The sequence below is a fragment of the Pseudomonas sp. N40(2020) genome, assembly GCF_014472415.1.
In the GTDB taxonomy this organism is placed as follows: domain Bacteria; phylum Pseudomonadota; class Gammaproteobacteria; order Pseudomonadales; family Pseudomonadaceae; genus Aquipseudomonas.
Genome location: NZ_JACSZV010000002.1, coordinates 74,890 through 98,436, shown reverse-complemented (window position 1 = coordinate 98,436; position 23,547 = coordinate 74,890). Strand labels below are relative to the sequence as shown.

Sequence of the window (23,547 nt, the reverse complement as noted above, 5' to 3'; positions counted from 1 at the left end):
AGAGCGGATTTTGTTTGGTAGGCGCGATTGGACTCGAACCAACGACCCCCACCATGTCAAGGTGGTGCTCTAACCAACTGAGCTACGTGCCTGCTGTGAGGCGGCATTCTACGGAATTCCGGAGGGGTGTCAACACCTTTTTTTCACCTAACCCTATGAATATGCAAAATATTTAATTTCTGGCCAGAGAAGAAGATTTTCCGGTGGCTGGCGGAGGTTTTTCAACTCGGGTAGGATCGGCGCACTCGTAAAATATATTAAACAGAGGCTGCAGGATGGCGAATACCCTTTACCCAGAGTCTTATTACGCCGCGTCGGCCAATGCCGTACCGCCACGTCCGGCCTTGCAGGATGATGTGGAGACCGACGTCTGTGTGATTGGCGCCGGGTATACCGGGCTGTCCTCCGCCCTGTTCCTGCTGGAAAACGGTTTTCGCGTGACCGTACTGGAAGCGGCCAAGGTCGGTTTCGGCGCGTCGGGCCGTAATGGTGGCCAGATCGTCAACAGCTACAGCCGCGACATCGACGTGATCGAGCGTACCGTTGGCCCTAAACAGGCGCAACTACTCGGGCAGATGGCTTTTGAGGGCGGGCGGATCATTCGCGAACGCGTAGCCAAGTACAACATTCAGTGCGATCTGAAGGACGGGGGCGTGTTTGCCGCACTGACAGCAAAACAAATGGGCCATCTGGAATCTCAGAAACGCCTGTGGGAGCGTTTCGGCCACACGCAATTAGAGTTGCTGGATCAGCGCCGTATTCGCGAAGTGGTCGCCTGCGATCAATACGTCGGCGGGATGCTCGACATGAGCGGTGGCCACATACATCCACTGAACCTGGCGCTCGGCGAAGCGGCCGCCGTTGAATCCCTCGGCGGCACTATCTATGAGCAATCGCCCGCCGTGCGCATCGAGCGCGGCGCAAACCCGGTCGTGCATACACCGCAAGGCAAGGTCAGAGCCAAATTCATCATCGTCGCCGGCAACGCCTACCTCGGCAATCTGGTGCCGGAGCTGGCAGCCAAATCCATGCCGTGCGGCACCCAGGTGATTACCACGGAGCCGCTGGGTGATGAACTGGCAAAGACCCTGCTGCCTCAGGACTACTGCGTCGAGGACTGCAACTACTTGCTCGATTATTACCGCCTGACGGGCGACAAGCGCCTGATCTTCGGCGGCGGCGTGGTTTATGGCGCACGGGATCCGGCCAACATCGAAGCAATCATCCGCCCGAAAATGCTCAAAGCCTTTCCGCAGCTCAAGGACGTGAAGATCGACTACGCCTGGACAGGAAATTTCCTGCTGACGCTGTCGCGTTTGCCTCAGGTTGGGCGTTTGGGTGACAACATCTATTACTCGCAAGGCTGCAGCGGCCATGGTGTGACTTATACGCATCTGGCCGGCAAGGTGTTGGCCGAGGCATTGCGTGGTCAGGCCGAGCGTTTTGATGCGTTCGCTGATCTGCCGCACTACCCGTTCCCAGGCGGACAAATGTTGCGCACACCGTTTGCAGCGCTAGGCGCTTGGTATTACGGACTGCGCGACAAGTTTGGAATGTAACAAAAGGCCGCTGGAAAAGCGGCCTTTTATTGAGAGTGAAACACTGTCAGAGCTGATCACGAGCAATCCCGCTACGAATTCGCAGGATGTCAGCAAGCACTGCCAAGGCAATCTCTGCCGGCGTCTTGCTGCCGAGGTTAAGACCAATCGGCGCATGAATCCGCGCCAACTCGCCCTCCCCCAACCCGCCAATACGACGCAAACGCTCGAAGCGCTTCTGCGATGTCTGCTGCGAACCCATGACACCAATGTAGAACGCCTCGGTGCGTACCGCTTCCATCATCGCCAGATCGTCGATGCGCGGATCGTGGGTCAGTGCCACCACTGCCGTGTCGCGGTGGCAACCACCGTCGGCAATGAACACCGACGGCAGTTGCCGACGAATCTCCACACCATTGAGAACCACGCCTTCAAGCACTTCATCGCGCGGGTCACAGAGAATCACTTCGAAGCCCAATCCCACGGCAAACTCGGCACACGCCTGCGCCACGCTGGAATACCCGGCGAGCAACAAGCGCTGCGCCGCGCCGACACGGATACGCACCCGATCGATCTCACGCTCGATCCGCGCACCCTGCTCACGGTCAGCAAACAGACTGCGCGCACCACTGGCCAGATCGACCTCACGAATCAGCCGACGCTGACCAAGCAGCGCCGACTCCAGTTCACGCAAATGCGCCTGCACAACACAGTCAGCGTCAAATTTCTCTACCAGCACATCGAGAATGCCGCCACAGGGCAGGCTGACCCGCGAACGCGGATCGTCGCCTTCGCCGTAGCGCACCACGTTGACCGAATCGAGAAACGCACCTTCGGCGACGCGCTCGAGAAAATCCTCCTCGACGCAACCGCCGGACAGCGACCCGATCCACAGTCCGCCATCATTCACTGCCAGCAGCGAACCCGGCGCACGCGGTGCCGAGCCATAAGTGGTCAGCACGGTGCAGAGCCAGATTCGCCGCCCCGCCACCGACCACTCCAGTGCCCGTCGCACCACTTGTAGATCAAGATGCTGCATGTCAGTGCGCCTTGTGCTCAATGGACGGCGCTTCGGCTTGCAGCTTCTGCACCTCGGTCACCGCCAGTTCACCGGACTGACCGCCCCAGCCTTGTCGCAGGTAGTTCAGCAGATCAGTCAGCTGTTCGGGGCTCAACTTATCGGCAAAACCCGGCATCGGCTGCATGTGCTCGAATCCGGCGAACTTCTGTTCGCCGATACCATCTTCGATCACGCGCAACAGATTGCGTGGATCTTCCAGTCGCAGCGTGGTGTTGCCACGCATGGCCACCGCAATGTGCGGCTTGCCTTCGCCACCAGCGGCGTGGCAACCGGCGCAGACGTTCAAGTAGTCCTGACGGCCGCGCTGGGCGCTTGGGCTGAGCTTGTCCACTGGCACTTCGACCAGTGCTTTGGCTGCCGGCGGTTTATCGCCAAGCAGGAAGGTGGCCATCGCTGCCAGATCGGTGTCGTTCAGCCCCTGGGTGCTGTTGTGGAACACCGGGAACATCTCGTTGAACATCGTCCCTTGCGCACTCATGCCGTGCTTGAGAAACGTGCTCAGGTCCTGATGATTCCAGCCGCGCGCCGCCAGATCAGTGGCCAGCAGGCTCGGCGCCAGATAGCCATTGAGGATGCCGCCAGTCATGCGTTTGTCCATCTGCATCGCGCCCGGCAGGCCGCGTGGCGTATGGCACTCGCCGCAGTGGCCGAGGACGTCGACCATGTATTGCCCGCGCTTCCAGGCTTCACTTTTGCCTTCGCCAGACTCAAGTTTCACGTCTTTGCCGTACATCATGTTCCAGCCCATCAGGCCCAGACGCACGTTGAACGGAAAGCTGAGGCTGGTGACCGGAGCCGCTCTCTCGATTGGCTCGACGGTTTTCAGGTACGCATGAATCGCGTCCGAATCTTCACGCGGCACCAAGTGATACGAGGTATACGGCATTGCCGGATACAGGTTCGCACCATCGCGACGCTTGCCTACGGTCAGCGCAGCGAAGAACTCGTCATCGGTATACAAACCGATGCCGTGCTCTTTGCTCGGAGTGATGTTGGTGCCGTAAATCGTGCCAAACGGCGACACAATCGGCAGGCCGCCAGCATACGGCGCGCCACCTGGCGCGGTATGGCAGGCCATGCAGTCGGCGGCGCGGGCAAGGTACTCGCCGCGCTTGACCTGATCATCGGCATGGGCAAAAAGTACCGGCGCAGCCAGCCCGACCGCCAGGGTCAGGCGGGTGATTAAAAGCTTCATGCTTAACCCTCCTTGACCAGGCCGAGATCGGTTAACACGTTGCGGGTGGCGTTGTAGTAACGCACGTACCCGGTACAACGGCAGACGTGGTGACCGAGGCTGTCCTCAATGACTTGTTCCAGTTTGCTTTTGACGATCGGCTGGCGTTGCAGCTTTTCAACCAAAACGGTCGCGGCGTTGACGAAGCCCGGCGCGCAGTAGCTGCACTGGAAGGCGAATTCATCGACGAAGCGTTGCTGGATCGGATTCAGCTCAGTGACCTGTCCCTGCTCATCGCGGGTCGCATGGCCTTCGATGGTGCGGACTTTTTTGCCTTCGAAGTAATGCGCGCCAGTGATGCAGGTGCGCACTTCTTCGCTGGTGCCGTCCGGGTTGTCGACGATCACCACGCAGGCGTGGCAAATACCCTGGCCACAACCCAGACGCGAACCGGTGAGATTTTTGTATTCGTGCAAGTAGTCGATCATCGGCAGGTCATCAGGGATGTCCACCGGGCCGACGGATTGACCATTAAGGGTCAGTTGAAGCGGACGGTTAGCCATTGAGGGCCTCCTTGATGCGCGCAGCAGTGATAGGCAGATCGCGAACACGTTTACCAATGGCGTGTGCCACGGCATTACCGATGGCACCGACCACCGGGATCATCACCACTTCGGCAATGCCTTTGGACGGGTCGCTTGGCGACAGCGGCGGCAGAATTTCCGCCGTCTGCTTCCACACCGCGACGTGGCGCGCCATCGGCAGACGGTAACGGTTGAAGTTCCAGTCACCCTCCCCTGGCCCACCTTCGTACAGCGGCATTTCTTCCATCAGCGCGTGACCGATACCCATGGCGATGCCGCCTTCGAGCTGACCCTTGACCAGTTCTTCGACCAGCACACGACCGCATTCGACCCACGAATGGTGGTTGAGCACTTCGACTTCCGCCGAGCCTTTGTTGACCTTCAACTCGACCAACGTGGCCACAGGGCTGTAGTAAGTCACCGCCGCGTTGTTCAGTTGAGTTACCGGATAGTTGATGTTCTGGCGATCCAGCAGGTGGAAACCGGCAGTGCTCATCAGCGCCTGCTTGGCTTTCGGTGCGCCGTCGCCGTATTTGACCGCAAGACCGTCGAGCGGCAGACGCTCTTTCACGCCGTCGATGCTGTATTCGGCCTCGGCCCAGCTCCAACGGTTGAAACCATGCACCGTGGCGCCCGTGACCAGACCGCGTTCGTGAGCACGCTTTGCCAGCTCCTCGAAGCTCAGCGGCTGCATGCCGTTGGCGGTGAGTTTGCCGTCAACCCAATGCGCATCTTCGCGACGCACCACATAAGGATTGGCCTGACCGCCATAAGGGCCCTGACGCCAGATATCCAGCGCCGCTGGCCACAAGCCGTGGTTGAACAACACACGCGCCGCTTCGCGGGTGGCGTGGCTGAAGTAGTAAGCCGAGTTGGTCGCCGACGACGCCGAAGCCAACTTGCCAACCCAACGCGGATTGCGCAGCAGATTATCCTGCTCGGCCTGGCTCATGATGTATGGGTTGCCGCTGGTGATCAGCTGCATTTCCTTCCATTCGGTTTCGCCCGTCTTTACTTCGTGGGCGGGACTGCCAAGGAAGTCGGCGACCACCAGGGCTTGCGAAGTAGACATGCCGGTGCCGATTTCGATGCCGATGTGGCGCAAGGTGATGCGACCGTCAGCGGTGAATTCGATGCTGGCCATCGGCGCTTCGGAACCGGTGCCGAAGTCTTTCTGGCAAATGGCGAAACCAACGCCGTACCAGTTATCCGGATCGACCGCTTCGCGCTGCTTCTTGATCGCGTCGCGGTTTTTCCAGACTTCATGCACCGAGGCCTTGTCGAGAATTTCGTGCAGGCGCAAGGCACCGGCCGGGATCGCACCCTGGGTGTTTTTCATGCCGGAACGCAGAGCATTCTTGCGACGCAGATCAATCGCGTCGACACCGAGGCGATTGGCGATTTCGTCGACCATCATTTCGGTCGAGGCCATGCTCTGCAGCGTGCCGTAACCGCGCATCGAACCCGCCTCAACAGCACGGGAGTGGTAAGCGGTGACTTGCAAGTCGTTCTGCGGCATGTAGTAGATCGACTGCGCCGCCGTAGCGCCAACCGCAGCTACCGATGGGCTGTAGTTGATGCGACCGCCACCGTCGACGCTCATTTCGGCGCGGAAGATCTTGAAGCTGTAGTCATTCTTGTCCACGGCCAACTGGTAGCGGATGTCGAACGGGTGACGCTTGATGCCGCTCTGGAACTGCTCGTAACGGTCGTTGGCCAAGCGCACCGGCACACCGGCGCCATACAGCGCAGCGAGGGCTGCGTAGTAGACGAAGATGTTGTGGTCTTTGGAACCGTAACCCACGGTGTAACCGGGGTGCATGTTCAGATTGGTCAGCCCGAATCGCGACGGCCCGATCATTTTCGCGGTCTCGGTCGCAGTTTCCAGTGGACACTGGGTGGCCACGACGAAGTGCAAAGTCTTGGTTTTCGGATCGTACCAACCGTTGCCGTTATCCGGCTCCATGGCGGCAGGCTCGATCGACGGGGTCTTGTAGCGTTCGTCGAACACCAGCCAGTTGTCCGGTGGTGTGTCGATCTCTTTCTTCATTCGCTCGGCGTAGAACAGACCCCGCTCGGTCAGGTTACCGTGCAGGTTCGGCTGTGAATTCCACACCGGGCGACGGTTTTTCAGCATCGGGAACAGGATCGAGTCCTTGAGGCTGGCGAACTCGTCTTCATCGGCAGAGGTTGGGCCGCCGACGCGCACGTAGCGGAAGCTGCCGTAGGGATCGCCTTCGTAGAACGGCACTTGAGCACCGTAACGAATCGCCTTGTCATTGAATTTGAGTTTGTTCTTAGCCTGACGGAAACGCTCGAAGTCGTTCCAGATAAGGATAGCCACCGGTTGACCGATGAACATCGGCACCTTGCCTTCCGGCAGCAAAGGGTCCGGCGCGTGCTCTTCCGGAAACACGATGCCGTCCTTGACCAAGTCGGCAGCGGTGACGATGCGATCAGGCTGCAAGTCGGCGCCGAGCCACGACAGATCGTAACCTTCGTAGATACGGTCGGCCTTGATGGTTTTCAGCAGCATGGCGTGGCCTTGTTGCTCAGGCCAGCCCGGCATGTCCTTGGAGCGGATGTCGCGGGCAAACACTTTGCTGCCGCAGACTTTAGACAAGGCATCGTTACGCTGGCGCGCCTTGCCGTTGTTGCCGAGCCACTTCTCGGACGGCACGGTCACGCTGTTTTCCATCAAGGCAGCCAGCGCCTGACTGCTGAGCGGCGTGAGCGTGACGCTCACACCCGCCACCAGCCCGCCCTGGAGGAACGAGCGCCGGGATATTTCACGGTTGGACATGGATCATCCTCTGGGCGGTTATGTGTCCGCCCTTCTGGTTATCTACTGGGAATCTCGAGTCTTGCAGAAGCTCTTTCTGGCGAAGCAAAGAGCTGTGTTGACAGTGCAAAGCTGACCGAAAGGTTAACTTTAAAGGTTTCTTCGGCCGCGGCAGACAACCAGTTACAAAAATTTGACTAAAGAATCAAAAAATCAATGCGACGTGGCACCGCAGCAGTTCCGTAGAGATAACCAGGCATGCCTATGTGGGATCTGTATTGGATAGTGGATGGGGGGGGAACAGGAAGAAAGAGAGTGGAGGGTCAAATTTCAGACACAAAAAACCCCGGTCTTTCGACCAGGGTCTTTGCTATCGATTCCGAATCAACCAATGGTTGCTTTCGGTGCTTCAAGGCGTTCAGTGGGTCCTTGAAGCAGATATGGCGCAGCGGACGGGACTCGAACCCGCGACCCCCGGCGTGACAGGCCGGTATTCTAACCGACTGAACTACCGCTGCGTATCGCTTTGAGCTTGCGCTCAAGTAACTCGTTTTGACTGAAAGCTTCGGTGCTTTGCAATCGCGAACCAGACATGTCTGATTCGTTAAATATGGCGCAGCGGACGGGACTCGAACCCGCGACCCCCGGCGTGACAGGCCGGTATTCTAACCGACTGAACTACCGCTGCGCGTCGGTGCAGGCACTTTCAGCCTACGCTCTTGCTTTAGCAAGTTACTCGGAAGTGGTGGGTGATGACGGGATCGAACCGCCGACATTCTGCTTGTAAGGCAGACGCTCTCCCAGCTGAGCTAATCACCCGTTTGCATCTCCGAGGCCGCGAAATCTACGCAGGTAGCGAACCTAAGTCAATAGCAGGATTGAAGTTTTTCTAAAAAAGACGAAATTGAGTCATTCCGTATAGATCATCTTCTTGGTCATACCGCCATCGACCACAAATTCCTGCCCGGTAACAAACCCTGCATTGCGCGACAGCAGCCAGGCAACCATCGCCGCCACATCCTCGACCGTCCCTACCCTGCCCGCCGGATGCTGGGCATGATCGGCATCAGCCAGAGGCTCAGCCCGACGCGCAGACGGATCCCGCGCATCGATCCAGCCCGGGCTGACCGCATTGACGCGAATCTCCGGCCCAAGGCTGATGGCCAGCGCATGCGTCAGTGCCAGCAATCCACCCTTGCTCGCTGCATAGGCCTCAGTATCCGGCTCAGACTGCCCGGCACGCGTCGATGCCAGATTGACGATCGAGCCGTTATGCGCCCGCAGATACGGCGCGCAGTGCTTGGCCAACAGCATCGGCCCACTGAGATTCACCGCCAACACCCGGTTCCAGTAAGCCAGATCAAGGCTCTCCAGGGTGATGTTGTGCGGATCGGCCACCGCCGCGTTGCACACCAGCGCATCGAGACGGCCAAACTGCCCCAGCACTTCGGCCACACCGAGAGCCACCTGACTTTCATCGGCAACGTCCATGGCAATGAACCAGGCGTTTTCGCCCAGCACTTTCGCCACTTTCGAACCACGCGCACGATCCAGGTCAGTCAGCACCACTTGCCAGCCTTCACTGATCAGCCATGCCGCGATACCAAGACCGATGCCGCGCGCAGCACCCGTGACCAGCGCAACGCGGCCATGGGTGCCGGCTTTCGGAGTGGACAACTCGATCACAATGCCGCCAGACCGCGCGCCAGATCGGCTTGCAGATCAGCGACGTCTTCCAGACCGACCGCAACGCGAATCAGACTGTCACGAATACCCGCCGCTTCACGCTCCTGCGGCGCCAGACGACCGTGGGACGTGGTGCTCGGGTGGGTGATGGTGGTTTTGCTGTCGCCGAGGTTGGCGGTGATCGAAATCAACCGCGTCGCGTCGATAAAGCGCCAGGCACCCTCTTTGCCGCCCTTGACCTCAAAACTCACCACCGCACCGAAGCCCTTCTGCTGACGCTGCGCCAGCTCATGCTGCGGATGACTCTTGAGACCGGCGTAATGGACTTTCTCGATGCCATCCTGCTGCTCCAGCCATTCGGCCAGTTGCTGGGCATTGGCACAGTGGGCCTTCATCCGCAGGTTCAGGGTTTCCAGACCTTTGAGGAAGATCCACGCGTTGAACGGACTCAGGGTCGGCCCGGCGGTACGCAGGAAGCCGACTACCTCTTTCATCTGCTCGCCGCGACCGGCAACCACGCCGCCCATGCAACGACCCTGACCGTCGATGAACTTGGTCGCAGAATGCACGACGATATCGGCGCCGAGCTTCAGCGGCTGCTGCAACGCTGGCGTGCAGAAGCAGTTGTCGACCACCAGCATTGCGCCTTTAGAGTGAGCGATTTGCGCCAGCGCAGCGATGTCCACCAGCTCAGCCAGCGGATTGGACGGCGACTCGACGAACAGCAATTTGGTGTTGGACTTGATCGCCGCATCCCAGGCCGACAGCTCGGCCAACGGTACGTAATCGACTTCCACGCCGAAACGCTTGAAGTACTTCTCGAACAGACTGATGGTCGAACCGAACACGCTGCGCGATACCAGCACGTGATCGCCGGCACTGCACAGGCTCATGACCACAGCCATGATCGCGGCCATACCGGTCGCAGTCGCAACTGCCTGCTCGGCACTTTCCAGCGCGGCGATGCGCTCTTCGAACGCGCGCACGGTCGGATTGGTGTAACGCGAGTAAACGTTGCCCGGCACTTCCCCGGCAAACCGCGCGGCCGCGTCAGCAGCGGTGCGGAACACATAGCTGGAGGTGAAGAACATCGGATCACCGTGCTCGCCTTCCGGCGTACGGTGCTGACCGGCACGTACGGCCAGGGTATCGAACGCTACGCCTTCGAGATCGCTGTCCAGCCGACCGGCATCCCATTCCTGACTCATGCTGTCACTCCTCGCCCTGTTCTAAATAAATAAAAGTCTTTTGCCAGATACAAAACCGGCCCCTCAGGGCCGGTAGAAACTCAGTTGTTGTACAGATCGATGATCGCACTGACCGCCTGGGTCTTGACCTTCGAGGCATCGTTGCGTGCCTGTTCGATCTTGTCCAGATAAGCCTCGTCGACGTCGCCGGTGACGTACTTGCCGTCGAACACCGCGCAATCGAAGTTCTCGATCTTGATCTTGCCGCCACCGACCGCTTCGATCAAGTCAGGCAAGTCCTGATAGATCAGCCAGTCTGCGCCGATCAGATCAGCCACGTCCTGAGTCGAACGGTTGTGGGCGATCAGCTCGTGAGCGCTCGGCATGTCGATGCCGTAGACGTTCGGGAAGCGCACTGCCGGAGCAGCCGAGCAGAAGTAGACGTTTTTCGCGCCGGCTTCGCGGGCCATCTGAATGATCTGCTTGCACGTGGTGCCGCGCACGATGGAGTCATCCACCAGCATCACGTTCTTGCCGCGGAATTCCAGCTCGATGGCGTTGAGCTTCTGGCGCACCGATTTCTTGCGGGCAGCCTGGCCCGGCATGATGAAGGTACGGCCGATGTAACGGTTCTTGACGAAACCTTCGCGGAATTTCACGCCCAGATGATTGGCCAGCTCCAGCGCTGCGGTGCGGCTGGTGTCCGGAATCGGGATGACCACGTCGATGTCGTGCTCGGGACGCTCGCGCAGGATCTTCTCGGCAAGCTTCTCACCCATGCGCAGACGAGCCTTGTACACCGACACACCGTCGATGATCGAGTCCGGACGCGCCAGATAGACGTGCTCGAAGATGCACGGGGTCAGGGACGGGTTGGTCGCGCACTGACGGGTATGCAGCTTGCCGTCTTCAGTGATGTAGACCGCTTCGCCCGGCGCCAGGTCGCGAATCAGGGTGAAACCGAGCACGTCCAGCGAAACGCTTTCCGAGGCGATCATGTACTCGACGCCTTCGTCGGTATGACGCTGGCCGAACACGATCGGGCGGATGCCGTGCGGGTCGCGGAAACCGACGATGCCGTAACCGGTGATCATCGCTACTACCGCGTAACCGCCGACGCAACGGTTGTGCACATCGGTCACCGCAGCAAACACGTCTTCTTCGGTCGGTTGCAGCTTGCCGCGCTGGGCCAGCTCGTGAGCGAACACGTTGAGCAGCACTTCCGAGTCGGAACTGGTGTTGACGTGACGCAGATCGGATTCGTAGATTTCTTTGGCCAACTGCTCAACGTTGGTCAGGTTACCGTTATGCGCCAGAGTGATGCCGTAAGGCGAGTTGACGTAAAACGGCTGGGCTTCGGCCGAAGTCGAGCTGCCCGCTGTCGGGTAGCGGACGTGGCCGATACCCATATGGCCGACCAGACGCTGCATATGACGCTGATGAAACACGTCACGCACCAGGCCATTGTCCTTGCGCAAGAACAACCGGCCATCATGGCTGGTCACGATACCGGCAGCGTCCTGGCCGCGGTGCTGGAGCACGGTTAGCGCGTCATACAGCGCCTGATTGACGTTCGACTTACCGACGATACCGACGATGCCACACATGCGACGCAACCTCTACTTAATGGATCTGAACTGAACAACACTCACTGTGGCGTTTTCGCCGACGGCAAGAGCTGTTCCTTGAACGGAATATCAGCGGGTACGCTGATTCCGCTGGCAAGCCACTGACTGCTCCACCCGAGAATCAGGTTTTTGGACCAGTCGGCGACCAATAGAAACTTTGGCACGAGCTGTGAATCTTTCCACCACCCGTCCTGCTGTACCGGCCCCAGGCTCAACAGCCCGACTGCCACGACCACCAGCAACACGCCACGCGCAGCGCCGAAGGCCATGCCCAGGAATCGGTCGGTCCCGGACAACCCGGTGACGCGAACCAACTCGCCGATAAGATAATTGATCATTGCGCCCACGATCAGTGTGGCGACAAACATGATGGCACAGCCCGCGATCACGCGAGCCGATGGGGTTTCGATGTATCCGGCGAGGTACTCGGACAGTGAGCCACCGAACATCCAGGCGACGACTCCTGCGATGATCCAGGTCACCAGCGATAATGCTTCCTTGACGAAGCCGCGGCTCAAACTGATCAAAGCGGAGATGGCGATGATTGCAACGATCGCCCAGTCAACCCAGGTAAATGGCACAGTGCAGCCTACATACGGATAAGGCGGCGCATTTTAGCAGAGCGCATGGCTGTCGGTAAGCTGCGATTTTCAGTGCATTTCAATCGAATCGATAGATCTTAGCCACGCTCGGGCTGGAAGCGCACGACAAAGCCCTTGAGGTTCTGCTGACGGCTCAACAGATCACGCAGACGATCGGCCTCGGCACGCTCGATCAGCGGCCCGACGAACACCCGATTCTTGCCATCGGCAGAGCGGATGTAAGCGTTATACCCCTGGCTGCGCAGGTTTTTTTGCAAGCTTTCGGCGCTGGCGCGACTCGACAGGCTCGCCAGCTGAACCGACCAGCTCACCGACAGACCATTGGCATCGACGCGGCTTTGCGTGGTGTCAGGCTTGGTCGACGCAGCAGCGATCGGCTGAGCAGGCGCCGGAATCGGCTTGGCCACCGCAGGCGGCGCAGTCGGTTTGGCGATTGCTATGGGAGCTGTCTGCGCCGGAGCAGACGCGATCGGTGCAGCAGGTGCAGTGTCTTGCGCGACTTCTTCATCCGTTGGCACAGGCTCTTGCGGCAAGGCTTGCGGTTCAGGCACGGCGACCGGCTCGATTTGCACTTGCGGTAAAGCGGGCGCTTGCGGAGCAGCCGGCGCCTCGACAGTCACTTGCCGTTGCTCGTCCTGACGGGAAAACAGCATCGGCAGGAAGATCACCGCCAGCGCCACCAGCACCAGCGCGCCAACCATGCGCTGCTTGTACGCTTTATCCAGCAAAGCCATTTGCCGCTTCCTCCGTGGAGCGCCGGGCCAGCCATTCAAGGGCCTCGGCGACACAATAAAATGATCCGAACAACAGAATCTCGTCGTCGCGGGTTGCGACTGCGCACTGCCCTTCCAAAGCGGCGGCAACACTGTCGTAAGACGTGACCGATGCGCCAAGGTTCTGCAAGGTCGCGTGCAATTCTGCTACCGGACGCGCGCGCGGCGAATCCAGCGGTGCCACAGCCCAGTGCTGGACACTAGCATTCAATTCGCTGACAACACCATCCAGATCCTTGTCCGCCAGCAAGCCGAACACCGCCAGACGCTTGCCGACCGGAGGTCGCGAGGCCAGACGACGGGCTAAATACTCGGCCGCGTGCGGGTTATGCCCCACATCCAGTAACAGATTCAGGCGCTTGCCGTTCCATTCGAACGAACGACGATCAAGCCGACCGACAACGCGAGTCGCCTGCAAGGCGGCCACAATTTGCCGGGCATTCCATGGCAAACCGAGCAGCAGATAAGCCTGCAACGCCAGCGCGGCGTTTTCCATCGGCAGATCGAGCAGCGGCAAATCGTGCAATTCGACAACCTGCCCCTGCGCATCGGTGCCGCGCCACTGCCAGTTCTGGTCAGTGATGCCAAGGTCAAAGTCGCGTCCACGCAGAAAGAACGGGCATGCCAGTTCGCGCGCTTTATCGAGCAACGGTTGTGGAGGATTCAGGTCGCCACACAAGGCAGGCTTGCCCTGGCGGAAGATACCGGCCTTCTCGAAGGCCACGGACTCACGGGTGTCGCCCAGATAATCGGCGTGATCGACGCCAATGCTGGTGACCAGCGCGATATCGGCGTCTACCACGTTGACCGTGTCCAGACGCCCGCCCAGACCGACTTCCAGCACCACCGCATCGAGCCCGGCCTGTTGAAACAGCCAGAACGCCGCCAGGGTGCCCATTTCGAAGTAAGTCAGGGAAGTTTCGCCGCGCCCGGCCTCGACCGCTGCAAAGGCTTCGCACAGCTGTGCGTCAGTGGCTTCGACACCATTGAGCTGCACCCGCTCGTTGTAACGCAGCAGGTGCGGAGAATTGTAGACACCAACGCTCAGGCCCTGCGCCCGCAGCAACGAAGCCACGAATGCGCAGGTCGACCCCTTGCCGTTGGTGCCGGTGACCGTAATCACCCGAGGCGCCGGCTGGCCCAGCCCCATGCGGGACGCTACCTGTTGCGAACGCTCCAGGCCCATGTCGATGGCCGACGGATGCAACTGCTCAAGGTAGGCGAGCCACTCGCCAAGGGTGCGCTCGGTCATAGGCCAGCAGGCACCGGCGGAACCACGATCGGCTCGATTGGCGCCGCGACGAATTTTGGCGTCGGCTTGCCGGTCATTTGGGCCAGCAGGTTACCCAGACGTGGGCGAAGTTCCTGACGGTGGATGATCATGTCGATCGCACCGTGCTCCAGCAGGAATTCACTGCGCTGGAAGCCTTCCGGGAGTTTTTCACGCACGGTCTGCTCGATGACACGCGGACCGGCGAAACCGATCAGGGCCTTAGGTTCGCCGACGATCACGTCGCCGAGCATCGCCAGACTGGCGGAAACACCGCCGTAGACCGGATCAGTCAGCACGGAGATGAACGGAATGCCTTCTTCACGCAGACGCGCCAGCACGGCCGAAGTCTTGGCCATCTGCATCAGCGAGATCAGGGCTTCCTGCATACGCGCACCACCGGAGGCGGCGAAGCAAATCATCGGGCAACGGTTTTCCAGTGCGTAGTTGGCAGCGCGTACGAAACGCTCACCAACGATGGCGCCCATGGAGCCGCCCATGAAGCTGAATTCAAACGCCGAAACCACCACCGGCATGCCCAGCAGGGTGCCACTTACGGAGATCAATGCGTCTTTTTCGCCAGTCTGCTTCTGCGCAGCGGTCAGGCGATCCTTGTACTTCTTGCCGTCGCGGAATTTCAGACGGTCAACCGGCTCCAGATCGGCGCCCAGTTCGTTGCGACCTTCGGCATCGAGGAAGATGTCGATACGCGCACGTGCGCCGATGCGCATGTGGTGGTTGCACTTGGGGCAAACGTCCAGGGTCTTTTCCAGCTCCGGACGATACAGCACAGCCTCGCAGGACGGGCATTTGTGCCACAGACCTTCAGGCACCGAGCTCTTCTTGACCTCCGAACGCATGATCGAAGGGATCAGTTTGTCTACTAACCAGTTGCTCATGCTTTCTTTCTCCAGTACCGGCGGCCCGAACGCTCTGGTTCGCAGCCCCGCGTATGCCCTTCAGCTAAATTCATGTGTGTGGCGATGATTGCTGGACAGCCACGGTCAGTGCGAAACATGACCTGCGTGCCATCCGGAAACCCTCAGCCTCGCCTGCTTTATGCAGGTGCATTGATGGACGGCGGCAGTTCGCCAGCCGTCACATTCATATCCCGCGTACAGCGTTGATAAACGCGCGAATCTTTGCGTGATCCTTGATGCCCTTGCTCGCCTCTACCCCGCCGCTGACATCGACTGCATACGGGTGAACCCGCGCCACCGCATCTGCGACGCTCTCTGGAGTGAGCCCGCCCGCCAGAATCAGCGGCTTACTCAACTCCCGAGGAATCAATGACCAGTCAAACGCCTCGCCGGTTCCGCCGGGCACACCTTCAACGTAGGTATCAAGCAATACGCCGCTGGCACTCGGATAAGCGTTGCAGGCGGCAGCAATATCATCGCCAGCCTTGACTCGCAGCGCCTTGATGTACGGACGATGCCAGCCTTCACACTCGTCAGCGGTCTCGTCACCGTGAAACTGCAACAGATCCAGCGGCACGGCATCGAGGATTTCCCCCAACTCGCAGCGGCTGGCATTAACGAACAGCCCTACCGTAGTCACAAACGGCGGCAGCGCTTTGATAATTGCCCGAGCCTGCTGCACGGTTACCGCGCGCGGGCTCTTGGGGTAAAACACGAATCCGATCGCATCCGCCCCAGCCTCAACGGCGGCCAGCGCATCTTCTATGCGGGTAATCCCGCAGATCTTGCTGCGAACGGCTGACATGTCGAGAAAAACTCCGAGGCAAATACGGGAAAGTCCCGGATGGTAACAAAAGCGTTCGAGGGCGTCAGCCGTCAAGTTCCGAGAAACCCGTAAGGAAGTGTGGCCCGATAAAACGCTCGGGCAACGGGAATTCGTCGTGGTACTCGACCTGCACCAGATACAACCCATACGGATGCGCCGTGACACCACCGGAACGGCGTTCGCGGCTTTCCAGCACTTCCTTCATCCACTCAACTGGCCGCTCGCCAGCACCGATGGTCATCAGTACGCCGGCGATATTGCGCACCATGTGGTGCAGGAAGGCGTTGGCGCGGATGTCGAGTACGATCATCTTGCCGTGACGGGTCACGCGCAGGTGATGCATCTTCTTGATCGGCGACTTGGCCTGGCACTGGCCGGCACGGAAGGCGCTGAAATCATGGCTGCCGATCAGATACTGAGCGGCCTCGGCCATGCGCTCGACATCCAGCGGGCGGTGGTTCCAGGTGATTTCTTCGTTGAGATGCGCCGGACGAATCTGGTCGTTGTAGATAACGTAACGATAACGCCGGGCGATGGCTTTGAACCGCGCATGAAAATGCGCCGGCATGACCCGCGCCCAACTGACGCTGATGTCGTGGGGCAGATTGATATTGGCGCCCATCACCCAGGCTTTCAGCGAACGATTGACCTGAGTGTCGAAATGCACCACTTGTCCGCAGGCGTGCACGCCTGCGTCGGTACGGCCAGCACACTGCAGGGAAACCGGCGCATTGGCGACTTTCGACAGGGCTTTCTCAAGCTCTTCCTGCACCGTCGCCACACCCGTTAACTGACGCTGCCAGCCGCTGTAGCGCGAGCCTTTGTATTCAACGCCGAGCGCGACGCGGTAAAAGCCGTCGGGGGCCAGTTCGGCGACCGGGTTATCTATGTTTGCCAAGGTGGGACAGCCTGCTGTTTTTGCAAAGGCGGGCATTATAGGGCCTCAAGATCAAAAGATCGCAGCCTTCGACAGCTCCTACATAAAAATGCGGATCACGATGTAGGAGCTGCCGAAGGCTGCGATCTTTTGCTTCTGGAAAAACAAACAAAAACGGCAGCCTCGATGGACTGCCGTTTTATTGACTGCTGAACGCTGACTCAGGCCAGGTTGGAAAGCATTTCCTTCGCTTCGCCGCGCTGTTTCTCGTCACCTTCGGTCAACACTTCGTTGAGGATGTCGCGTGCACCGTCGCTGTCGCCCATATCGATGTAGGCCTGGGCCAGATCGAGTTTGGTGGCCGCTTCGTCAGTACCGGCAAGGAAGTCGAAATCATCTTCGCCCAGATCATCACCCATTGCCGCATCGGCTTCGGTGAAGGTCGGTTCGGCGATGCTTTGCGACAGGCGATCCAGCTCGGCGTTGACATCGTCCAGTTCGGCAGCAAACGCATCAGGCTCGGCCGGGTTGCTGTCCATTTCGTCAGCCAGCGACAGATCGAAATCGGCTGGCAGCTCCAGGTCATCCTGCGGCACGTCGGCAACGACCGGCGCCTCGACAGCTGGCAGATCCTTCACACCTTCGTCCAGATCCAGCAGGAAGTCGTCATCGGCCAATGCCACGGGCGCAGGCTCAGCGCCAAGGTCCATGTCCAGGTCGAAGTCCGAGAGATCGTCCAGATTCTCTTTGATTTCGGTCTGCTGTTGCAGCACCGACTCGAAGCTCAGGTCATCGTCCGACGGGAACTCGTCGAGCTCGATCGGAGCCTCTGGCTCGACCACTGGCGCAGGCTCAACCGGGGTGATGTTGTCGAGATCGTCCAGGCTCAGATCAAACGCGCTGTCGAGATTGTCTTCAACAGGAGTCGATTCCGGCGCTTGCGGCTCATCCAGCAGCAGATCCTTGACGTACTGCGCATCCAGCTCGGCAGCAATAGCCGCTGCCGCCAGACCGCCGGCGACCGCCACGGCCATGGCCGGGAAGCGGCTTTTCAGCTCTTCGACCTTGGCGAAGTTGTCGCCATTGGCCACCAGCTGACGCTCCTGAGCAACGAACGCATCACGATCACCTTGCTGACCGTAAACTTCCATCAGCTTCAGACGCAGGTCGCTGCGCTGTGGCTCAAAGCTGACGCCCTCTTCCAGCAACGCGGCTGCCTGATTCAAGCGACCGGCATTGATGTGCGACTGCGCCTTGTCCAGCACGTCGTCGGAGCGCTCGGCTGCCGGGGCAACCAGTGGCGCGGCAATCGGTTCAGCCATGACCACCGGCGCGACTACTGCTGCCGGGATTGGAGATGGCGCAGGGGTTGGCGTGTTCAGTTTGACACTGGCGGCCGGTGTTTCCAGACCTTCAAAGCTGCTTTCCGGCAGATCCTGTTCGGCGGAGAACTCTTGTTCTTCAGCCAGGGCGCGAGCCATCCGCACATGTTTCTCGGCTTCCTGCTGAGCTTTGCGGCGACGCGCCAAAAGCAACAGCAGGAGCAGCAGAACCACAGCACCGCCACCGATCAGACCCAGCAGGATCGGATTGGTCAGCAGCTCGTTGAATGTCTTCTCGTCATCGACAACCGGTTTCGGCTCGACCACCGGAGTTTCAGTCGGTGTCTCAGCCGGCGGCGCAATAGCCGATTCCGGCGTAGGCGATGCCGCTGCCGCTGCCGCTTCTGCTGGTGTGGCTGGCGGAGTGGCGGCCAGTTCGGCAGTGATCGCTGGAACCGGTGCAACGGCAGGATTGGCGGCTGGCGCGGCACCCGACCCTTCAGCCTGCATCTTCGCGAGTTGATTGTTCTTCAGTTCGATCAGCTTTTGCAGCTTGTCCAGCTGACTTTGCAGATCGGACATGCGGCTTTTCAGTTCCTCGTTGTCACGACGGGTCGTGTCGAGGCTTTCCTGGGTCACGGCGAGCTTGTTGCTCAGGGCCTTGGCATCGCCGGCCGGGCCGTTGCCGCGCGCCTTGGCGCTTTCGGCGGAGACCAGGCTCAGGTTGTCCTGGGCATTGGGCGCAGCGCCAGCATTGCCGCGACCACGATTGGTCGCATCGAGTTGCTGCTGGCCAGTGCCAGGCTTGGCCACGTAACGACGCCCCTGACGCCATGCTTCGTTTTGTGCAGCGACTTCAGCAATAGCTTTCGACTGTGGCAGCGAAGTACTTTGTACCGAGTCAGGCAGACGCAGCACCTGGCCGGTTTTCAATCGATTGATATTGCCGCCAATGAACGCATCCGGGTTCAGCGCTTGAATGGCCAGCATGGTCTGCTGTACCGAACCGCCGGTGCGCGCCTTCGCGGCGATTTCCCACAGGGTATCTCGCGGCGTGGTGGTGTATTGATTCGAATGAGTGGCGCCAGTGGTCGGCGCAGTGACGGTTTGCGACGGTGCTGGCTGAGCGGCAGCATCTGCGGTCTGCGGCGAGAACTTCGACGGATCCAGCAGCACGCTGTAATCGCGCAGCAGACGGCCGTTCGGCCACATCACCTGAACGAGGAATTTCACCATCGGTTCAGACAGTGGCTTGCTCGAGGTCACGCGCAACACGCTCTTGCCGCTGGCGTTGAGCACCGGGGTAAACGTCAGATCGTTAAGGAAGGCCTGGCGATCAACACCGGCCTTGGCGAAATCTTCCGGCGAGGCCAGGCTCGGCACCACTTCGGCAGCGGTGAGATCCTTGACGTCGAGCAGCTCGATCTCGGCCACCAGCGGCTGGTTCAGGGTCGACTTCAGGGTCAGCTCCCCGAGCCCGAGGGCATGCGCCATACCGGAGGACAGCGCCGAGGCGGCCGCTATTGCTAACACCAGTTTGCGAACTTGAACCATAGCCTCATCCTTTGTTTGAACGTTCCTCGGCCAGCGAGAAGATGTTGATTGCCGCTGCCGTAAGGCATTGCGCGCGACGACGACAGGTGTCGCGCGCGATCATTTCTTTGATGCCCCGGAAAGTCCCGGAGGGTGAAACGTTATCGAATGCTCCGGCCAAGCATAGCGCTCACCTAGATTCAGTCGACAAATTGTTGCCAAGTATCTTTTACAGCAGGTCTTTTATCAACAATTCAGCCACCTGCACAGCATTGAGGGCGGCGCCTTTGCGTACGTTATCTGACGTCAGCCACAGATTTAGTTCCGCCGGGTCGTCGACACCACTGCGCACGCGCCCGACATAGACAACGTCCTGCCCGACCGCGTCACCGACTGCTGTCGGGTAATCACCCGCTTCGACCAGTTCGATACCCGACGCAGCTTCGAGCGCGGCATTGACCTTTTCCAGGTCCACGGCCTTCGTTGACTGCAAGGTCACGCTAAAGCTATCGCCAAAAAACACCGGGGCTTGAACGCAAGTTGCGGAAATCTTTAATAAAGGCTGCGCCAGCACCTGACGCAACTCACGCACCAGGCGTTTTTCCAGCAGCGTATGGCCTTGTGCGTCGGGGGTGCCGACCTGCGCCAGCAGGTTGAACGCCATTTGACGATCGAAAAATGCTGGCTCCAGCGGGCGCATGTTCAGCAGTTCGGCGGTCTGTCTCGCCAGTTCGGTCACGGCTTCGCGACCTTGAGCGGAAACGGCCAGATTGGCGGTAACATTGACGTATTGCAGGTCGATCAGATCAAGCAGCGGCGCCAGCACCACGGCGAGCGTGGTGGCCGACGGGCTTGGACTGCTGACCTGGAACGGCGCTTTCAAACCGGCGAGTACAGCGGCGTTGGCTTCCGGCACCACTTGCGGCGCCTGATCGGCCGGCAAGGCGCCGGACAGATCGATCAGCGAGCAACCGGCAGCATGAGCGCGAGCGGCGTAGCTTAGCGAGACGGCAGCACCGGCGGCAAAGAACACCAGTTTGACCTTGCTGAAATCGAACTCGTCGACTTCACGCACGCGCACGTTTTTGTTACGGAACAGTACCGAACTGCCAGCGGATTCACTGCTGGCCAGCAGGTGCAGGTTGCCGACCGGGAAGTCGCGTTCTTGGAGAATCTGTACGAGGGTTTCGCCGACAGTACCGGTGGCGCCGATCACGGCAATATCTAGGGTCTGGGTCATGGTGCGGCCTCTGGCGAAACGGGGGGAGCGGCACTTTACCGGGTGAGTGCCGCACAGGCAATTTCTGTCCGGGATTTGCGGTGCCTCGACCGGCCCCTTCGCGAGCAGGCTCGCTCCGACCTTGAAATGCATTCCCCTGTGGGAGCGAGCCTGCTCGCGAAGAGGCTGGCACAGTCGCCCGAGAAACTTAGGACATAAAAAAACCCGCACATCTCACAAGGCACGGGTTCTTTCATGGCTTCAAGCGATCAACGTTCCAGCAGGATCCGCAGCATGCGACGCAGCGGTTCGGCCGCGCCCCACAGCAGTTGGTCGCCGACGGTGAACGCACCGACGAACTGCGAACCCATGTTCAGCTTGCGCAAACGGCCGACCGGAACATTCAGAGTGCCGGTGACCTTGGTAGGGCTCAGCTCCTGCATGCTGATCTCGCGCTGGTTCGGCACCAGTTTGACCCAAGGATTGTGCTGGCTGATCAGCCCTTCGATGTCGGCGATCGGTACGTCTTTGTTCAGCTTGATGGTCAGCGCCTGGCTGTGGCAACGCATGGCGCCGATGCGCACGCAGATGCCGTCGACCGGGATCGGGCTCTTGAAGCGACCCAGAATCTTGTTGGTCTCGGCCTGGGCCTTCCACTCTTCGCGGCTCTGGCCGTTCGGCAATTCCTTGTCGATCCACGGGATCAGGCTGCCGGCCAGCGGCACGCCGAAGTTCTCGGTCGGGTACGCTTCGCTGCGCATGGCTTCAGCCACGCGACGATCGATGTCGAGGATCGCGCTGGCGGGATCGGCCAGTTGATCGGCAACAGCGGCGTGAGTCGCGCCCATCTGCTTGATCAGTTCACGCATGTTCTGCGCGCCGGCACCGGAGGCCGCCTGATAGGTCATGGCGCTCATCCACTCGACCAGACCGGCCTCGAACAGACCGCCCAGGCCCATCAGCATCAGGCTGACGGTGCAGTTGCCGCCGATGTAGTTCTTGGTGCCCGCATCCAGTTGCTGGTCGATAACCTTGCGGTTGACCGGATCGAGAATGATGACCGCGTCATCGTTCATGCGCAGGCTGGAAGCCGCGTCGATCCAGTAACCCTGCCAGCCGGCTTCGCGCAGCTTGGGGAACACTTCGCTGGTGTAGTCGCCGCCCTGGCACGTCAGGATCACGTCGAGGGTTTTCAGCTCTTCAATGCTGTAAGCGTCCTTGAGCGGAGCAATATCCTTGCCCACGGACGGGCCTTGGCCACCGACATTGGAAGTGGTGAAAAACACCGGCTCGATAAGATCGAAATCCTGCTCTTCCAGCATCCGCTGCATGAGCACGGAACCGACCATACCGCGCCAACCGATCAGACCTACACGTTTCATCGCAACTACACCTTCTTGAAAAGTGGGCCGCTGCTTTGTATTGAATTTCGCAGCGGGCCCGAGAGATTACAGATTCCGCAGCGCGGCGACTACTGCGTCGCCCATTTCCTGCGTACCGACTTTAGTACAACCGGCCGAATAGATGTCGCCGGTGCGCAGCCCTTGATCAAGCACGACGCTGACGGCTTTCTCGATGGCATCGGCCGCATCCTGCAGATTGAAGCTATAACGCAGCATCATCGACACCGACAGAATCGTCGCCAACGGGTTGGCAATGCCCTTTCCGGCGATGTCTGGCGCCGAACCGTGGCAAGGCTCGTACATGCCCTTGTTGTTGGCATCCAGTGAGGCCGACGGCAGCATGCCGATGGAGCCGGTGAGCATCGACGCTTCGTCGGACAAGATGTCGCCGAACAGGTTGTCGGTGACGATCACGTCGAACTGCTTCGGCGCGCGCACCAGTTGCATGGCCGCGTTGTCGACGTACATGTGGCTGAGTTCGACTTCCGGGTAATCCTTGGCCACCTGCTCAACCACTTCACGCCACAGTTGGCTGGACGCCAGCACGTTGGCCTTGTCCACCGAACACAGCTTCTTGCCACGCACCATGGCCATGTCGAAACCAACGCGGGCAATGCGGCGGATTTCGCTTTCGCTGTACGGCAGGGTGTCGTAGGCCTGACGCTCGCCGTTTTCCAGCTCGCGGGTGCCACGCGGCGCGCCGAAGTAGATGCCACCGGTCAGCTCACGAACGATCAGGATGTCCAGACCGGCAACGATTTCCGGCTTCAGGCTGGAAGCGTCGGCCAATTGCGGATAGAGAATCGCCGGACGCAGGTTGCCGAACAGGCCCAGTTGCGCACGAATTTTCAGCAGACCGCGCTCAGGACGAATGTCGCGCTCGATGGTGTCCCATTTCGGCCCACCCACGGCCCCCAGCAGCACAGCATCGGCAGCGCGGGCACGGTCGAGGGTTTCGTCAGCCAGCGGCACGCCGTGCTTGTCGATGGCCGCGCCACCGATCACGTCATGACTCAGCTCGAAGCCCAGGCTGTATTTGTCGTTGGCCAGCTCCAGCACCTTGACCGCTTCGGCCATGATTTCCGGACCAATACCGTCACCTGGGAGAATCAGAATCTGCTTGCTCATGCTTTCCTCGTGTC

Annotated in this window: 18 protein-coding genes and 4 tRNA genes; 1 reads left to right on the top strand and 21 read right to left on the bottom strand. The window is 59.9% G+C overall.

Features of this window, described 5'->3' with window-relative positions; translation table 11 throughout:
* Positions 1 to 15: 15 nt before the first annotated feature.
* Positions 16 to 92 (bottom strand) — tRNA-Val (locus IAI51_RS01955).
* A gap of 183 nt (positions 93 to 275) precedes the next feature.
* On the opposite strand from IAI51_RS01955, the gene IAI51_RS01950 reads away from it, so the two are divergent.
* Positions 276 to 1,559, top strand: a complete 1,284-nt coding sequence (locus tag IAI51_RS01950) for an NAD(P)/FAD-dependent oxidoreductase (protein ID WP_187676949.1) — start codon at positions 276 to 278, stop codon at positions 1,557 to 1,559.
* Between the two features lie 46 nt (positions 1,560 to 1,605).
* Here the strand turns inward: IAI51_RS01950 and IAI51_RS01945 are convergent, their stop codons facing one another.
* From IAI51_RS01945 to leuB, 20 genes are all read right to left on the bottom strand, one after another.
* Positions 1,606 to 2,577: an XdhC family protein gene (locus IAI51_RS01945; protein WP_187676948.1), complete on the bottom strand. Its 972-nt coding sequence runs from the start codon at positions 2,575 to 2,577 to the stop codon at positions 1,606 to 1,608.
* Position 2,578: 1 nt separating this feature from the next.
* Complete coding sequence (locus IAI51_RS01940) at positions 2,579 to 3,814, bottom strand: c-type cytochrome (protein WP_187676947.1); 1,236 nt, start codon at positions 3,812 to 3,814, stop codon at positions 2,579 to 2,581.
* Positions 3,815 to 3,816: 2 nt separating this feature from the next.
* Entirely contained in the window at positions 3,817 to 4,356 is a 540-nt protein-coding gene (locus tag IAI51_RS01935) for a (2Fe-2S)-binding protein (protein WP_187676946.1), read from the bottom strand.
* Complete coding sequence (locus IAI51_RS01930; RefSeq protein ID WP_187676945.1) at positions 4,349 to 7,180, bottom strand: xanthine dehydrogenase family protein molybdopterin-binding subunit; 2,832 nt, start codon at positions 7,178 to 7,180, stop codon at positions 4,349 to 4,351. Before IAI51_RS01930 ends, IAI51_RS01935 begins: the two co-directional genes overlap by 8 nt.
* Positions 7,181 to 7,600: 420 nt before the next feature.
* Positions 7,601 to 7,677, bottom strand: a tRNA-Asp gene (locus IAI51_RS01925).
* A 93-nt stretch (positions 7,678 to 7,770) separates the two neighbouring features.
* Positions 7,771 to 7,847, bottom strand: a tRNA-Asp gene (locus IAI51_RS01920).
* A gap of 55 nt (positions 7,848 to 7,902) precedes the next feature.
* Positions 7,903 to 7,978, bottom strand: a tRNA-Val gene (locus IAI51_RS01915).
* Positions 7,979 to 8,068: 90 nt separating this feature from the next.
* Complete coding sequence (locus IAI51_RS01910; RefSeq protein ID WP_187676944.1) at positions 8,069 to 8,845, bottom strand: SDR family oxidoreductase; 777 nt, start codon at positions 8,843 to 8,845, stop codon at positions 8,069 to 8,071.
* Complete coding sequence (locus IAI51_RS01905; RefSeq protein WP_187676943.1) at positions 8,842 to 10,053, bottom strand: O-succinylhomoserine sulfhydrylase; 1,212 nt, start codon at positions 10,051 to 10,053, stop codon at positions 8,842 to 8,844. The genes IAI51_RS01910 and IAI51_RS01905 overlap by 4 nt, the downstream gene beginning before the upstream one ends.
* A gap of 80 nt (positions 10,054 to 10,133) precedes the next feature.
* A complete protein-coding gene (purF, locus tag IAI51_RS01900; protein WP_086793216.1) occupies positions 10,134 to 11,639 on the bottom strand; it encodes an amidophosphoribosyltransferase in 1,506 nt (501 codons plus the stop codon).
* A 41-nt stretch (positions 11,640 to 11,680) separates the two neighbouring features.
* On the bottom strand, positions 11,681 to 12,241 hold the full coding sequence (locus tag IAI51_RS01895; protein ID WP_187676942.1) for a CvpA family protein: 561 nt from the start codon (positions 12,239 to 12,241) through the stop codon (positions 11,681 to 11,683).
* A gap of 98 nt (positions 12,242 to 12,339) precedes the next feature.
* Positions 12,340 to 12,996: an SPOR domain-containing protein gene (locus IAI51_RS01890; RefSeq protein ID WP_187676941.1), complete on the bottom strand. Its 657-nt coding sequence runs from the start codon at positions 12,994 to 12,996 to the stop codon at positions 12,340 to 12,342.
* Complete coding sequence (folC, locus tag IAI51_RS01885) at positions 12,980 to 14,287, bottom strand: bifunctional tetrahydrofolate synthase/dihydrofolate synthase (protein WP_187676940.1); 1,308 nt, start codon at positions 14,285 to 14,287, stop codon at positions 12,980 to 12,982. The genes IAI51_RS01890 and folC overlap by 17 nt, the downstream gene beginning before the upstream one ends.
* Entirely contained in the window at positions 14,284 to 15,204 is a 921-nt protein-coding gene (gene accD, locus IAI51_RS01880; RefSeq protein ID WP_016984535.1) for an acetyl-CoA carboxylase, carboxyltransferase subunit beta, read from the bottom strand. The genes folC and accD overlap by 4 nt, the downstream gene beginning before the upstream one ends.
* A gap of 205 nt (positions 15,205 to 15,409) precedes the next feature.
* Positions 15,410 to 16,030: a phosphoribosylanthranilate isomerase gene (locus tag IAI51_RS01875; protein WP_187676939.1), complete on the bottom strand. Its 621-nt coding sequence runs from the start codon at positions 16,028 to 16,030 to the stop codon at positions 15,410 to 15,412.
* Between the two features lie 64 nt (positions 16,031 to 16,094).
* Positions 16,095 to 16,985, bottom strand: coding sequence for a tRNA pseudouridine(38-40) synthase TruA (truA, locus tag IAI51_RS01870; protein ID WP_410457992.1), 891 nt, complete (start codon positions 16,983 to 16,985; stop codon positions 16,095 to 16,097).
* 164 nt (positions 16,986 to 17,149) lie between these two features.
* Positions 17,150 to 19,804 (bottom strand): FimV family protein, encoded by a 2,655-nt coding sequence (locus tag IAI51_RS01865; RefSeq protein ID WP_187676937.1) that lies wholly within the window; start codon positions 19,802 to 19,804, stop codon positions 17,150 to 17,152.
* Between the two features lie 208 nt (positions 19,805 to 20,012).
* Positions 20,013 to 21,023 (bottom strand): aspartate-semialdehyde dehydrogenase, encoded by a 1,011-nt coding sequence (locus IAI51_RS01860; RefSeq protein WP_187676936.1) that lies wholly within the window; start codon positions 21,021 to 21,023, stop codon positions 20,013 to 20,015.
* Positions 21,024 to 21,271: 248 nt separating this feature from the next.
* Positions 21,272 to 22,384, bottom strand: coding sequence for an aspartate-semialdehyde dehydrogenase (asd, locus tag IAI51_RS01855; protein WP_187676935.1), 1,113 nt, complete (start codon positions 22,382 to 22,384; stop codon positions 21,272 to 21,274).
* 66 nt (positions 22,385 to 22,450) lie between these two features.
* Entirely contained in the window at positions 22,451 to 23,533 is a 1,083-nt protein-coding gene (gene leuB / locus IAI51_RS01850) for a 3-isopropylmalate dehydrogenase (RefSeq protein ID WP_187676934.1), read from the bottom strand.
* Positions 23,534 to 23,547 lie beyond the last annotated feature (14 nt).